The sequence below is a fragment of the Acinetobacter sp. CY81 genome (assembly GCF_059515925.1).
This window is the reverse complement of record NZ_JCAKNC010000001.1, coordinates 135860-150344: the sequence shown is the minus strand read 5'-3', so window position 1 is coordinate 150344 and position 14485 is coordinate 135860. Positions and strand designations below refer to the sequence as shown.

18 protein-coding genes are annotated in these 14485 nt (G+C 38.2%); 8 read left to right on the top strand and 10 right to left on the bottom strand.

Annotated elements, in window-relative coordinates; all coding sequences use genetic code 11:
- Positions 1 to 21: 21 nt before the first annotated feature.
- From AC5YDM_RS00715 to AC5YDM_RS00685, 7 genes are all read right to left on the bottom strand, one after another.
- Positions 22 to 606, bottom strand: a complete 585-nt coding sequence (locus tag AC5YDM_RS00715) for a CvpA family protein (protein WP_496150211.1) — start codon at positions 604 to 606, stop codon at positions 22 to 24.
- A 5-nt stretch (positions 607 to 611) separates the two neighbouring features.
- A complete protein-coding gene (locus AC5YDM_RS00710; protein WP_496150540.1) occupies positions 612 to 1616 on the bottom strand; it encodes a quinone-dependent dihydroorotate dehydrogenase in 1005 nt (334 codons plus the stop codon).
- Positions 1617 to 1705: 89 nt separating this feature from the next.
- On the bottom strand, positions 1706 to 2185 hold the full coding sequence (locus AC5YDM_RS00705; protein WP_496150210.1) for a type II secretion system protein M: 480 nt from the start codon (positions 2183 to 2185) through the stop codon (positions 1706 to 1708).
- Positions 2185 to 3327: a type II secretion system protein GspL gene (gene gspL / locus AC5YDM_RS00700; protein WP_496150209.1), complete on the bottom strand. Its 1143-nt coding sequence runs from the start codon at positions 3325 to 3327 to the stop codon at positions 2185 to 2187. The genes AC5YDM_RS00705 and gspL overlap by 1 nt, the downstream gene beginning before the upstream one ends.
- Positions 3328 to 3367: 40 nt before the next feature.
- Positions 3368 to 3823 (bottom strand): SixA phosphatase family protein, encoded by a 456-nt coding sequence (locus tag AC5YDM_RS00695; protein ID WP_496150208.1) that lies wholly within the window; start codon positions 3821 to 3823, stop codon positions 3368 to 3370.
- A 237-nt stretch (positions 3824 to 4060) separates the two neighbouring features.
- Positions 4061 to 5134 (bottom strand): NAD(P)H-dependent glycerol-3-phosphate dehydrogenase, encoded by a 1074-nt coding sequence (locus tag AC5YDM_RS00690; RefSeq protein ID WP_496150207.1) that lies wholly within the window; start codon positions 5132 to 5134, stop codon positions 4061 to 4063.
- Positions 5135 to 5201: 67 nt separating this feature from the next.
- The gene (locus AC5YDM_RS00685; protein WP_496150206.1) at positions 5202 to 5777 is read right to left on the bottom strand and encodes a nitroreductase family protein; all 576 of its coding nucleotides are present in this window, start codon (positions 5775 to 5777) and stop codon (positions 5202 to 5204) included.
- A gap of 209 nt (positions 5778 to 5986) precedes the next feature.
- Between AC5YDM_RS00685 and AC5YDM_RS00680 the strand changes: the two genes are divergently transcribed.
- Complete coding sequence (locus AC5YDM_RS00680) at positions 5987 to 6367, top strand: hypothetical protein (RefSeq protein WP_496150205.1); 381 nt, start codon at positions 5987 to 5989, stop codon at positions 6365 to 6367.
- 105 nt (positions 6368 to 6472) lie between these two features.
- Here AC5YDM_RS00680 and rhlB read toward each other — a convergent pair whose 3' ends face one another.
- The gene (gene rhlB, locus AC5YDM_RS00675) at positions 6473 to 7624 is read right to left on the bottom strand and encodes an ATP-dependent RNA helicase RhlB (RefSeq protein ID WP_496150204.1); all 1152 of its coding nucleotides are present in this window, start codon (positions 7622 to 7624) and stop codon (positions 6473 to 6475) included.
- Positions 7625 to 7729: 105 nt separating this feature from the next.
- Positions 7730 to 7942, bottom strand: a complete 213-nt coding sequence (locus AC5YDM_RS00670) for a cold-shock protein (RefSeq protein WP_004822370.1) — start codon at positions 7940 to 7942, stop codon at positions 7730 to 7732.
- Between the two features lie 386 nt (positions 7943 to 8328).
- On the opposite strand from AC5YDM_RS00670, the gene AC5YDM_RS00665 reads away from it, so the two are divergent.
- From AC5YDM_RS00665 to AC5YDM_RS00640, 6 genes are all read left to right on the top strand, one after another.
- Positions 8329 to 8553, top strand: coding sequence for a sulfurtransferase TusA family protein (locus tag AC5YDM_RS00665; protein ID WP_496150203.1), 225 nt, complete (start codon positions 8329 to 8331; stop codon positions 8551 to 8553).
- 139 nt (positions 8554 to 8692) lie between these two features.
- Positions 8693 to 9562, top strand: coding sequence for an RNA polymerase sigma factor RpoH (gene rpoH, locus AC5YDM_RS00660; protein ID WP_496150202.1), 870 nt, complete (start codon positions 8693 to 8695; stop codon positions 9560 to 9562).
- Between the two features lie 157 nt (positions 9563 to 9719).
- Positions 9720 to 10085: a DUF423 domain-containing protein gene (locus AC5YDM_RS00655; protein WP_496150201.1), complete on the top strand. Its 366-nt coding sequence runs from the start codon at positions 9720 to 9722 to the stop codon at positions 10083 to 10085.
- Positions 10086 to 10156: 71 nt separating this feature from the next.
- Positions 10157 to 10354 (top strand): sulfur carrier protein ThiS, encoded by a 198-nt coding sequence (gene thiS, locus AC5YDM_RS00650; protein WP_496150199.1) that lies wholly within the window; start codon positions 10157 to 10159, stop codon positions 10352 to 10354.
- A 12-nt stretch (positions 10355 to 10366) separates the two neighbouring features.
- Complete coding sequence (locus tag AC5YDM_RS00645) at positions 10367 to 11152, top strand: thiazole synthase (RefSeq protein WP_496150198.1); 786 nt, start codon at positions 10367 to 10369, stop codon at positions 11150 to 11152.
- 111 nt (positions 11153 to 11263) lie between these two features.
- Positions 11264 to 11953: a PWWP domain-containing protein gene (locus AC5YDM_RS00640; protein ID WP_496150197.1), complete on the top strand. Its 690-nt coding sequence runs from the start codon at positions 11264 to 11266 to the stop codon at positions 11951 to 11953.
- A gap of 159 nt (positions 11954 to 12112) precedes the next feature.
- Here AC5YDM_RS00640 and AC5YDM_RS00635 read toward each other — a convergent pair whose 3' ends face one another.
- Positions 12113 to 12724: a glutathione S-transferase N-terminal domain-containing protein gene (locus AC5YDM_RS00635; protein ID WP_496150196.1), complete on the bottom strand. Its 612-nt coding sequence runs from the start codon at positions 12722 to 12724 to the stop codon at positions 12113 to 12115.
- Positions 12725 to 12946: 222 nt separating this feature from the next.
- Here AC5YDM_RS00635 and AC5YDM_RS00630 point away from each other — a divergent pair, with 222 nt between their 5' ends.
- Positions 12947 to 14389 carry a SulP family inorganic anion transporter gene (locus AC5YDM_RS00630; protein WP_496150194.1) on the top strand — a complete coding sequence of 481 codons (1443 nt, stop codon included), beginning with the start codon at positions 12947 to 12949 and terminating at the stop codon, positions 14387 to 14389.
- Positions 14390 to 14485: the final 96 nt, after the last annotated feature.

Genomic DNA, 14485 nt, shown 5'->3' with positions numbered 1-14485 from the left:
AACCTCGCAAACAAGCTAGGATTAATAAAAAGGATTTTTCGTTGAATCTGATGATGCATCATTCTGATCAGAATCTTTCAGCGTTTTGTCGCTGTTCTGATCATCACTGTCATCTGAATTAATCTGATCTAAAGCCTTATTGGCAGTATCTTTGGTAAATTCGGTTGCCATAGGTGCATAAGGCAACAATGCTTGAACAAACTTTGATTGTTTCCAATGCGGAGAACTTTCCACAAAAGAGCCAATTCCTTGCATAGAAATGAGGACGATCAATAGACCTTTCAAGGTCCCAAATGCTCCACCCGCCAAACGGTTGAGTGGTCCTAATTTCAGTGTTTTTAACATTCGATTGAGAATCGCAGTCACAATCCATGTTAAAACAACAATAAGCAAAACAATAAAAGCAAAGGCTGCAATTTTTTGAACAACTGGATCTTGACTCAGAACAGTCATTGATGGTGCGATCAAATTGGCATATTTTGCACCGACAATCAGCGCAAAAATCCATCCAACTAAGTTCGCAAAGGCATTAACGAATCCTTGACGCAAACCGTTAAGCCCTCCAATGAGCAGAATAATCAGTATAAAGATATCTAAGTTGTTCATAGAAATTAGGTCATGGCATTAACACAATCTTTGATTAAAGCGGGTCCTGTATAAATCAAACCACTGTAGATTTGTACGAGACTTGCGCCTGCTTGTTGTTTCGCTATAGCCTGTTCACCCGAAAGAATACCACCCACCCCAATCAGTGGAATTTGATCCTTTAAAATATTTGAAAAAGCTTGCAAACAAGCCGTACTTTTTTCAAAAACTGGCGCACCAGATAAACCACCCGCTTCATCACCAGAAGGTAAGTTCTCAACGCCTTCACGAGAAAGCGTTGTATTGGTCACAATCAAACCATCAATTTTAAATTCAATCAGCTGAGAAGCAATAAATTGAATATCTTCTTCAGTTAAATCAGGTGCAACTTTTAAGACCAAAGGAACATAGTGCTGATATTCTTCAGCCAACTCTAATTGACGTTTTTTCAGTGTTTCAAGTAACTCAGTCAACGCATGACCACTTTGAAGACTACGCAAGTTTTTAGTATTTGGTGAAGAAATATTCACTGTCACATAAGATGCGTAGTTGTACACTTTTTCTAAACAAATCAGATAATCCGAAACAGCATCTTCAACAGCAGTATCCGCATTTTTACCGATATTAATACCTAAAACACCTTTAAAATTGGATGCTTTAACATTTTCAATCAGTTGATCAACACCATCATTATTAAAACCCATACGGTTAATAATGGCTTTAGCTTGAGGAATACGAAATAAACGAGGTTGCGGATTGCCCGCTTGTGGACGAGGGGTGATTGTACCGATTTCGATAAAACCAAAACCTAAACTTGCCAGTGCATCTATATAAGCACCATTTTTATCCAAACCTGCGGCTAAACCGACTGGATTTGGAAACTGAATTCCCATGCATGTTACAGGCTTAGCTTCAATCACTTGACGCATTACACCTAACTTGTAGGTTTTTTTGAGTAATGACAATGTCAGATCATGTGCACGCTCTGGCGCCAACGAAAATAGAAATGGACGAGCAAGCGAATATAACATATTCAAAAAGTCTACTGCTTTTTAAGTTGGCATATTATAGGCACAGTCCGTGTAAAAGGCTATGCCTGTCAGTTGTTTATTTTCACCAGTCACTTCACGGTCGCTGTTAATTTAATCTGCTCACCGACTTTATTTAATTCAAGTTTTTCAATGCTCAAGCCCATTTGTGCCAGTTGAGTCAAAAAGTTTGCCAAAATTGAATAGTTTTGATGTTCAGCAATAATTTGCATCGCATCTCCCATTTGCTGAGAAGCGACTGAAATCCCCTGCTGCTGAGAAACTCGTTGAATTTTATCTGCCGTAGTTAAATTTAAATCATCGGCAGGCTTCATCGTAGCAACATTGGTTTGCATCCACACGAGATCATCTTTAAGCTGAGTTAAACGACTTTGCTGAAAGTCAGCAGCTTGATTCATCTTCCAAAGTGATGCACCAATAATTGCGACAACAACAATAATTGATGCGCAAATGACCATGATTCTTTCACGTAAAGAAATACGATCTAAATTTTCACTGAGCTTATCCAACCATAAATCAAACCAGTCATGCGTTTTATTGAATAGTTTCATTATTGTATTTTCACCGCCCCAATCACACCATCCGCTTGTGTCTGAATGTTGCCTAATTCAGCTTTAAATCCCTGCTGATTTAACTGACTCACCAAAGTTTGTAATGCATCAGAACTACGTGCCACCAAATTCATATTCAGGACATTGGCATCATAATTTACATTATTCGCCACAATTTGATTTTGCATCAAAATTGGTCCTACACGACTAATCAACTGTAAAGCTTGTGTATTTGCGGTTTGACTTAAACGCAAGTTACTTTCAAATAAGCTTTTGATATTTTGCTCGGTGACGCGACTATTCGCCCCAAACCAAGTTTTATACTGTTCAATGGAAACTACAGCGGTTTGATCGGCAAGTTTCTTCAATTTCACCCAACGCGCCAAGTCATAACTAAATTGTACAACCAACAATGCCATCAGCAACATCGCACATGCTTTCCAATAGCCTGAGGCATGACTCTCCTCACGTTTGGCTTTAGGTAATACATTAAATGGATGACTTTTTGCTTTTATAATTGGTTGAAATTGATAGTTAAAACTTTCTCGTTGTTCAGTGGTTGTTATTGCAAGTAAAGCCGTAGATTGCTCATCAGTCAGTGCATCATATTTGAATATTTCAGGCTTCGCACACATATCAAGATATAAAGACAACTCATCTACCGATGAACCTTGCATTGCACTTTCACGTACGAGCAATTGCTGTTGGACGTTTGCAATAATCGTTTCATTGTCTTTTGGTATTGGTAAAACCAAAAAGTCTGGTAGTAATGCAGTTACTTTAACAGGTATCAAAGTCAGTGAATGCTGCATCGTGAGAACAGCATTTTTAGCAATAGCCAGAATAGAGAGTTGATCTGGTGCTTCAAAGTGCGAAATCACTTTCATTTGATCAATCGGGAAAATCACATACTCTTCAATGAGATATTTAACCCCATCATTCCCCAACTGTTTATATTGAGCTTTAGAGATCTTCTGTTGAATAATTTGTACGTCGCGACTTGGAAAGAAAACGACGGCTTCCTCTCCTTGATATGGTTTGATATCTTGAATCAATTGTTCAAGACTAGATGCCTGCATCCAGTTTTCACCACGTGACCATTGCCAAACCCCATTGGCCTCAGGCATCCATAAATACAACATTTATAATTTTCTGCCGTTTAATTTTTCAATTTAAATTTATTTACACATTAGGAATAAATGATTTTCGCTGTGTTGACAAGCCATTTGCGATGACACTTTGCTCATAAATACGCGCTTCCGCAAGTGCATAAGGATTAAATGATTCATGTGTCAACTGTTCAGCGATATGTGCCACAACATTCATATGACAAACTACCACGATATTTTCAAACGGTAATTGACTCAGCCAATCAATTGCATCTTTCGCATGATCATCTGGTTTGATTTTGTCACAGATCAGCACAGCAACCTCAGGGAAAATCGCTTGTAGATATGAAAGCGTTTCTTGAGCACGTAATAAAGGACTCACCACGAATATATCAGGAATCACTTGATCCTTTAAAAAGCCAGCAGTTTGCTTTGCTTGCGCATGCCCACGAGATGTCAGTGGTCTTTTAATATCATTACCATCTGTAGCTGGCGATGCTTCCCCATGACGAACCAAGGTTAATTGCATAAGTTTTCCCTAAACTTAAAAAATCCTATTGTAACGAAGCATAATGACATTTTTTTGATATTTGAATCGGCAATGTTCAATACTTATGAATGACACACCTCACTCATAAGTATGTTTAGAACGTAAAACTCTATCAATGTTTTCAAATCACTACATTTTAAAATTTAATGATGAATACAAAGCGTTTCCTGAGACCAGCTAAACAATCCATCCGAAATTTTTCTGTCGTTAAAACTATCACACTTTGCTATGTGGCAACACAAATTCCACATCACTACGATGACCATTTTTCATCAACGATACAGCTATATGTAATGGTGGAGCCCCTTCATAAATCACTTCATATAGAGCTGTAGTGATTGGCATATATACGTCCAGCTCTTTTGCACGACTATTCACTTGCACGATGGTATTGATACCTTCTGCTGTTTGACCAAGCTCTTTTGTCGCTTGTTCTAAAGATTTGCCAGAACCCAATGCAAAGCCAACCTGATAGTTACGACTTAAAGGGCTATTACAGGTTGCAAACAAGTCTCCTACACCAGATAAACCCAAGAAGGTTAAAGGATTGGCGCCTAATTTCACCGCAAATCGACTCATTTCTGCCAAAGCACGAGTTAAGATCATACTCTTGGTATTTTCACCCACTTTATAAGCAGCAGCTATACCCATTGCAACCGCATAGATATTTTTTAGTGCACCGCCTAATTCAACACCATTCACATCATCACTGCCAAACACACGGAATAGAGCACTATGCAAGGCTTGTTGTACTGCATAGCGTACTAGCTCAGAATCACTTGCAATCACAGTACCTGCTGGCATTCCTGCCATAATTTCTTTAGCAAGGTTCGGACCAGAGAGCACCCCATACGGCACTTCAGGAAGCTCTTCGCGAATAATGTCACTCATAAAGCTGAAGGTTTTTGCTTCCACACCTTTCGTTAAAGACACCACAGCTTGAGCACTAATGAAAGGTTTGATTTGGCGTAAAACATCTCGGAAAGAATGGCTTGGAATAGCAACTAAAATAATATCTCGATCACGAACAGCTTTTTCCAAGTTCGACTCAGCAACTAACCCTTTCTCAAGTGTGAAATCAGGCAAATAACGTTGATTGATATGTGTTGCATTAATTTCTGCAGCAACAGCTTCGTCACGAATCCAAATCATGGTGTCACAACCATTTCGCACAGCTGTATTTGCCATCGCTGTACCGAAACTCCCCCCACCTAACACAGTAACGCGCAATGCTGTTTTACTGTCTAGAGCAACTGGCTCAACCAAATCCGTGAATTTTAATTCCGACATTATTGTTATCCCAAATTTAAATTTATCTGTTCAACTTATAGGTAGATGAATACCATCTCAATACTGATTAAGGCTTCCAATTGGTCACATTCGATTCAGTTTGAATCTCTAAACGTGGAGGAATTGATTTAAAAGCAGTGCCAATGTAAATAATTCCAGAGATGAGATCATCGGTTTGCAAACCTAATTTTTGTTTAAACCAATTGGATTCAACCACAGCACCACTACGCCACATGGTTGAAAACCCTTGAGCCTGTAGGGAAAGTAGAAAATTTTGAACAGCAGCACCAGTACTTAAAGTCTGCTCAAAGTCAGGGACTTTGGCATGATCTTGAAAACGCGTCACTGCCAAAACAAGTAATGGCGCTCTCATGGGATGATGTCTTACACGCTCAACTTGTTGCTCATCGATGTCATCTAAGTCACGCATGGCATCAACTAAAATTTCACCAAATGCCTCTCTTTGCTCACTTGCAACAACGATAAAGTGAGTCGGCTTTAAACGGTGGTGATCTGGTGCAGCCAAAGCTGCCTGAAAAGCACGTTCCAATTGCTCTGTATTGGGTGCTGGCTCGACCAAATGTCCAATCGACTGACGTTGATGAATATTCTGATGTACTGCATCTAGAAAAGAATCTGACATTGACTGCAAATCTATGTATTACGTATTGAAGCTTAGCTTATCACAAACCTTAAAACTTACTCTATAGCCTTCAATTTTCTAATTTTGAAAGCAAAGTTCACAAGAAAACCTTATTAAAATTCAAAATATATACAAAGTATTCAGAATCAATCCTTAAGTGATCGTTAATATAGTCAATGACATTTAATTCAGCTTTGGGAAGAAAAATAATGAAAGCGATTCTTGCAACATCATCAGTTTTACTTGCAGGTCTATTTTTAACAGCATGTGCTTCAAATCCAACTGAAACATTGGCGATCCAAAAACCAAACAATCAATATGAAGTTTCTGGGCTAGGTAAAAGTCAAATCCTTGCTAAAAACAACGCAATCACAGCTGCCAATAAAACCTGTGGTAAAAGTCACGCCCCTGTACTTCTAGATGAAAAAACAGAATATAACGGTGCGTTAAAAGGTGTATTTGACGAAAAAACAGGACAAATGGTATCTGCAGCAGCAAGTGTTCTAGGTTCAGTGATTGGTAAAAATACCACCATTGAAAAAGATACTGACTACCAAACGGTATTAACCTTTAGCTGTAAAGCCAATTAATCATTGATATAAATAGCTAAAAAATAGATTAGAAAATAAAAAAGTCCCTGATGGGACTTTTTTATTAGATGCCATTTTTAAGCACCTCAAGGAGCTAATATCGGCTTAGCAATAACCATCTAAACGCGTCAGCGGAATTTTCTGTCCAATTGCTTTTTCAATTTCTGGAAGATAAAACGCATCATCTTCAGATAAGAAACTAATACTAACACCACTAGTACCTGCACGGCCTGTACGCCCAATACGGTGTACATAATCATCAGACTGCTCTGGTAGAGTAAAGTTAATGACGTGAGATACACCATCCACATGAATACCACGACCTGCAACATCTGTTGCAATCATAATGTTGTGTTGACCATTTTTAAATTGATCGAGCATTTTTAGACGTTTATCTTGAGCAATCTCACCTGACAACATGACTACTTTATAACCATCACGTTTTAAGTTGTCATATAGCTTACGCACCTGATCACGACGGTTCGCAAAAATCATGACCTTTTCAATCGGCTCATCACGTAAAATTTCTTGCAAAAGCTTATATTTGTCTGACTTTCCAACCACATAAACACGTTGTTCAACATCAGCATTAGTTTTCTTATCAGGCTCAATTTCAACTGTTACAGGCTCAAATAACCATTGCTGTGCCAAGTTAAGAACGTCATAGCTAAATGTTGCTGAGAATAATAAAGTTTGACGTTGTTCTTTGCGTGGAGAATAACGAACGATACGTTTAACCGATGGAATGAAGCCCATATCTAATAATCGGTCAGCTTCATCAATCACTAAAAATTCAATTTGATCTAACCAAATTTCTTTTTGCTCTGTGAAATCAATTAAACGACCTGGTGTTGCAACAATAATATCGACAAAACCTTGATCTAATTGTTTCTTCTGCTTATCAAAATCCACACCACCGACTAAAGTGACTACATTCAAACCAGCAAATTTAGTCAGCTCTTTGGCATCGCTTTCAATCTGAATCGCAAGTTCACGTGTTGGTGCCAAGATCAAAGCACGTGGTTCACCACGAAAACGTTGATGTTGAATTGGGTTTTTGAGTAAATCATTGATAATACTAATAAGGAATGCAGCAGTTTTACCTGTACCTGTTTGTGCACGACCAATTGCATCATGACCTGCCAAAGTATATTGCAATACTTTTGCTTGGATCGGGGTCATTTCTTTAAACCCTAAAGCATCAATTGCTTGCTTAAGTTGTGGCTCTAAGTTTAGGGTTTCGAAACCAGATGACATATATACGTGCTCGACGGTCAGATATTAAAATATTATATTCATTATAAACAAAAAACGCCCCAATTCCTAAAATTGGAGCGTTAACCTAGTTTTAAAAAACTAGGATTAGTCTAAAGGCTGAACTTCTTCAGCTTGAAAACCTTTTTGACCTTGTACAACGCTAAATTCTACGCGTTGACCGTCACGAAGTGAACGGTGACCGTCGCCTTGGATAGCACGGAAATGAACGAAAACATCATCACCGCCAGCGCGCTGAATGAAGCCAAAACCTTTAGTGTCGTTAAACCACTTAACTACGCCTTGTTCGCGAGCTGTCATAAGTTAATCCTCAGTTGGTAAGAAAAGGGACCACCCGGTGTTGCAAACAGCAGAGCAAACAAATTTTAAAACATTTTTGTATTTCAAAGCTTGTAATCATTCTATAAAACTATTAACAAAATCCCGGTTACATCCATTCATAAATAAGGCTTAGAGACGAAAAATCCCTATTCGATTCCTTAGTTACGCAACGAGCTTATCATGTGTTAATTACAATTAATAGAGGTTTTTTCGCAAAATATCACACAATAATTTGATTATTTATCATCCAAATAGATTAGCCATAAAATCACTTCAGGAATTTTTAGAGAAATTTCACAAAATATCATTAGTAATCACTCACACTTTGTTAAAATAGACAGTTAAATTCTAGATTATTTAATGAAATGAATGCTTTAATTGAAATAGATGCTATGGGTAAACCTTGCCCGCTTCCATTATTACTTTTAAAAAAGCAATTGAAGCTCAATGCTACACCGCAAACCTACCGCTTAAAATCTTCTGACCCTAATAGTCAGCTGGATATTCGTCGCTATTGTGAAATACATAACTACACATGCGATTTTACCCAAATTTCTGAACAAGAATTTCATTACGTAATTGAATCTTAATTGTTTTCAATTAAACTACTTGTGTGGCAATGTTGAATATTAATTTACATTTCACTACCCAATTTCCTTTAACTCCACATACAAATCGAATTAAGATATTGTTATTGGTTTTACAACTATTATCCATTAAGGAGAACACATGACTGACAGCAGCAATCAATTGATGCCCCTGTCATTGTCTGCGCCTGGGGTAAATCTCGGTGCTTATATGAGCACTGTGAATCAGATCCCAATTTTGACAGCTGAACAAGAAAAAGAGTTAGCTGATCGCTATTTTTACGATCAAGATTTAGATGCAGCCAAAATGTTGGTGATGTCGCATCTGCGCTTTGTTGTGCATATTGCTCGTAGTTATGCAGGTTACGGTTTACCACAAGGTGATTTAATTCAAGAAGGCAACTTAGGCTTAATGAAAGCTGTAAAACGCTTTGACCCTAATATGGGCGTGCGTCTGGTTTCATTTGCTGTGCATTGGATTAAAGCTGAAATTCACGAATACGTGATTCGTAACTGGCGTATTGTAAAAATTGCCACGACTAAAGCTCAACGTAAACTGTTCTTTAATTTACGAAGCCTGAAAAAGTCGAGTAAGAAGCTTACTTTAGATGAAGCAAAATCAATTGCTTTAGACCTAAATGTGACACCTGAGCAAGTGTTAGAGATGGAAGGTCGTTTGACTGCCTATGATGCTGCATTTGATGCACAAGGTGATGATGACGATGAAAATACAACTTATGTATCTCCTGCGCTGTATCTTGAAGATAACCGCTACGATCCCGCACGATTAGTTGAAGAAGAAGACTACGAACAGCAAAGTACATCTGCTCTTCACAATGCCATGGATCAGCTTGATGACCGATCACGTAATATTTTACAACGTCGTTGGTTAGATGATGACAAATCGACTTTGCATGAACTTGCCGCTGAGTACAATGTTTCGGCAGAGCGTATCCGTCAGCTAGAGAAAAATGCCATGGATAAAATCAAAGTTGCGATGTCTTCTAATTAGATTTTTCCAAAGAACAATCATTAGGTTGTGGTATTCAAAATATTGATATTTAAAAAAGGGCTTGATGCCCTTTTTTATCACGTTTTCTTGATTTTCATTTTTTGCACTGCTGACTTTATGCTAAGGTTAGTCGCAAGTTTAAAGAGCTTAAATCACCATGTGGATTGTCATCTCTGCAATAAATCTCGCTCTCGCTGTCATGTTAGGTGCCTTCGGTGCTCATGGTTTAAAAGCACGTGCCTCTGAAGCACAACTGGCATGGTGGTCTACAGCAACTGATTATTTTTTCTATCATGCACTCGGATTGCTCCTACTTGGACTTCTGGCAAAAGTGATTCCTCAACTGCCCATTAAAGCCAGTTTTCTCTTGATTCAAATAGGCACCCTGTTTTTCTGTGGCTCACTTTATATCATGGCGCTGGGGCTTCCACGTGGATTAGGTATGATTACCCCAATTGGTGGTGCTTTGATGATCGCAGGTTGGTTGGTTTTGGCGTGGAATGCTTACAAATACGCACGATAATGCTTAGGCTATAAACACTGAGTGCTGAATGATTAATTCTGAAAATCACAATTTAAAAAAGGATTTAAGCTGTGAATATTTATCTTAATGGCGAAGTTCAACAGACCCACTGTCAGAACTTACTGCAACTCATACAACATCTTTCACTAGACGGAAAAAGATTTGCAGTTGAAGTCAATGAAATGATTATTTCTAAAAGCAAATTGGAGCAAACTCCTATTGCTGAATCAGATCGTATTGAAATTATTCACGCTGTCGGTGGCGGCTAAAACGGAGTTGTTATGCAGGATCATCCTCTCATCATCGGTTCTCGATCTTTTCAATCACGCCTATTGGTTGGAACTGGTAAATATAAAGATCTTCAAGAGACTGATTTAGCGATTCAAGCCAGTGGCGCTGAGATCGTCACGCTTGCGATTCGACGTGTCAATATTGGGCAAGATCCAAGTCAACCGAACTTATTGTCTGTTATTCCCCCTGAGAAATACACACTACTCCCCAATACGGCGGGTTGCTTTGATGCGGATACAGCAGTTCGTACCTGTATGTTAGCGCGTGAATTACTTGATGGTCACAACTTGGTAAAGCTTGAAGTCTTAGGCGATGAAAAGACGTTGTATCCCAATATTATGGATACCCTTAAAGCTGCCCGCACTTTAGTTGAAGATGGTTTTGAGGTCATGGTTTATACCTCAGATGATCCAATCGTGGCACAAGAACTTGAAAGTATGGGCTGTGTTGCCATCATGCCACTAGGCAGTTTGATTGGTTCAGGTCTTGGAATTTTGAATCCACATACAATTTCAATTATTAAAGAAAATGCCAAAGTGCCTATTTTGGTCGATGCAGGTGTCGGCACAGCAAGTGATGCTGCTATTGCGATGGAACTTGGTTGTGATGGTGTATTAATGAACACCGCTATTGCCTCTGCTCAAAACCCAATACTCATGGCATCTGCGATGAAAAAAGCAGTAGAAGCAGGTCGTGAAGCTTATTTGGCAGGTCGTATGCCCCGTAAACGTATGGCAAATGCGAGCTCACCTGAAACCGGCTATTTCTTTAAATAAATCCATTCATTGCTGTGAGTGAAATTTATTCACACCATGATACTTGCGATAATCTCTAGTTCGCTTTAAAAAGGATGTTTATGCATCCTTTTTAATTTTAGAACATCTCAAATGAAAATAAATCCAACTAAAGCAATATGTGCTCTGTTCATAGTTCTATTCCCTAGCTATTTGACAGCACAATCTGAATTTCAAAGCCTTATACCATCGGGTTGGTCTATTTTAGATTCTGCGCAGGGTGACCTGAATCAAGATAGGCAACCTGATTTAGCACTAATCATTGAAGAAAATAATCCCAATAATATTCGAAAGGATTCGGATGATCGTAAAATCAATTTAAACCCTAGACATCTTCTGGTTTTCTTTAACAACAAGCATCGCTATCAACTCATAGCTCGCAATAAAAACCTACCCACAGCAGATGATGCAGAATCTTCCTGCTCATTAGATCCGCTCGCGGAATCTAATGGAATTGAAATTAGAAAAGGCTTACTCACCATTGAATTCAGTTACTTTATGGCATGTGGCGGATGGGAGTGGCCACAACATACCTATACTTTTAGATACCAAAAGCAAAAAATGCAACTTATTGGCTTTGATTACAGTAGTTTCCACCGATCCTCTGGTGAACAAAGTGCAAGCAGTTATAATTTTTCGACACTTAAAGTCAAACGCACTACAGGAGGCAATCAATTCGAGGGTGGTCAGGCGAAGAGTACTTGGAGCAGTTTTAAACAGAAACAACCTTTATTCTTAAATGAAATCAAATTTGATCATTTCCACACGCAATTTGAATATTAATCAAGAAAAGTCATGTTCTAGAAAGAGCTAAATAAAGAAATCTATTTTGATAATCCAGCATAAAAACAGCCTCATGAAGAGACTGTTTAAGTTAGTGTTTTAATTTATGCTTATATTTGAATAAGGATTAAATTTTTAACCTTAATTTTTCAAGCTTAATTAAGGCATCAACCCTTCATCACGCATTGCAATCTGTACAGATTGGCGAGCTGCAACTTTATTCCGAATCGCATTAATATTGTTATACGGCGTCAAATCATGCTTGATGCCCTTTGACCAATTGGTCAGTACAAATAAGTAAGCATCTGCCGGTCCAAAATTATCATCGACTAAATAATCATTATCAGACTCACCAATTGATTTATCAATAAATGTTAAAAGACGATCAATTTCAGCATACGCTTTTTGTTTCGCATCATCACTTAATGCCGCACCAAAAAATACAGCATAAGCATCATGTAACTCAGAGTTTAGGTAACCCAGCCATTCCAATACTTTGGCACGCCCCAAACCTGAAGGTGGAATCAAATCTTGCTTTGGATCATGTTGTGCCAAAAAAGGTAAAATCGCGACATTTTCAGTCAAAATCAACCCTGGATTAATCTCTAGAGCCGGTACATATCCTTTTGGGTTGATCTGATAATAATCATCCCCTTTTTCAGTTTGATGGTTTTTTAGATTTACTTTTACTAAGTCAAAATCAACGTTAATTTCATTTAAAATAATGTGAGCAGCAAGTGAACAAGCACCTGGCGAATAATACAACTTCATATATTTTCCTTGTTATTTAACTTAGTTTTTACTTCTATCAGTTTTAAATTGCTTCTGATTTTTTTTCAAGTTGAAGTCGTTTTAAATTTGCAAGCAAGCGTAAAAAAATCAATTTGAAACTTGAATATTCATTAAAATCTAGATTGATTCAAGTAATTTTTATGCTTTTTCACAAACAGATGACTTAACATACCCCAAATTTTAAGTCACTGGTAAATTTGCGTGATCAGCCTGAAAAAAGATGAATGGTTTTCTAATATTCGCACTGATGTACTGGCAGGTGTAGTCGTCGGACTTGCGTTGATACCAGAATCCATTGCCTTTTCCGCAATTGCAGGTGTTGATCCGCAAGTCGGTTTGTACGCATCCTTCTGTATCGCAGTCACTATTGCTTTTTTTGGCGGACGTACTGCCATGATCTCGGCTGCAACAGGTGCAATGGCTTTACTGATGATCACTTTAGTCAAAGAACATGGCTTGCAATATCTTTTGGCAGCAACTGTCCTTACAGGTATGATCCAAATCATTGCGGGTTATTTCAAAGTGGCTAAATTAATGCGCTTTGTTTCTCAATCTGTCGTTTATGGTTTTTTGAATGCTTTAGCGATTTTGATTTTTGTAGCTCAACTCCCTGAAATTAGTCAAATGGATTTGAGTGGTTATTTGTTCTTAGTCTTAGGGCTTGCCGTCATTTACTTATTTCCGTATCTCCCGAAAATAGGTAAAGCGATTCCATCGCCTTTGGTCTGCATTATTGTATTGAGTTTACTTGCACTGTTGCTTGGTTCAGATATGAGAACGGTCAGTGACCTCGGACAATTTCCAGATACTTTACCCATTTTTATCATTCCCAATATTCCCCTTAATTTAGACACTTTACTGATTATTCTGCCTTATGCCCTGACCTTGGCAACAGTAGGTCTACTTGAAACGATGATGACCACAACCGTGATAAATGAAGTCACACAAACTGAAGGTAATCGTCATCAAGAATGTCGTGGACAAGGCATTGCCAATATCGTGAGTGGATTCATGGGCGGAATGGCAGGTTGTGCGATGATCGGACAATCAATTATCAATGTTTCATCTGGCGCACGCACACGACTTTCAACACTTGTGGCTGGTGTATTCCTACTCTGCCTTGTGGTGTTTTTTAAAGATGGGTTGGCTTATATTCCTATGGCTGCTTTAGTTTCAATTATGGTCATGGTGGCTTTAACAACTTTCAATTGGGATTCAGTCAAAAACTTCAGCAAACACCCAAAGCAAAGCAACATCGTGATGCTGAGCGTAGTTGCAATTGTATTGGCAACCCACAATTTGGCACTTGGGGTATTGGTGGGTGTAATGCTTTCAGCTCTTTTTCTAGTCAACAAACTTGAAAGTGAAGTGAAAGTTCAATCTGAACTTGAAGAAAATAAGCGTATCTATGTGGTGAAGGGGCAAATCTTCTTTAATAGCGCCGAAAAGTTCTATCAATTTTTTGACTTTAATGAAATAGTTGAATCAGTTGAAATTGATCTGACCCATGCGCATATTTGGGACATTACTTCTGTGAATATGCTCGCTAATATTGTCGCAAAGTTTGAGTCTAAAAACATTCATGTTGAAGTGATTGGATTGAATCAAGCCAGTTCAACTTTGATTGATCGTGTTTGTGACTAATGCTGTGATTAGCGTTGTATAATTCTGTGATAATCGCTTCGATAAAGTGTAAAAATAAAAGCCTGAACAATTTCAGGCTTTTATTTTATGGATTAA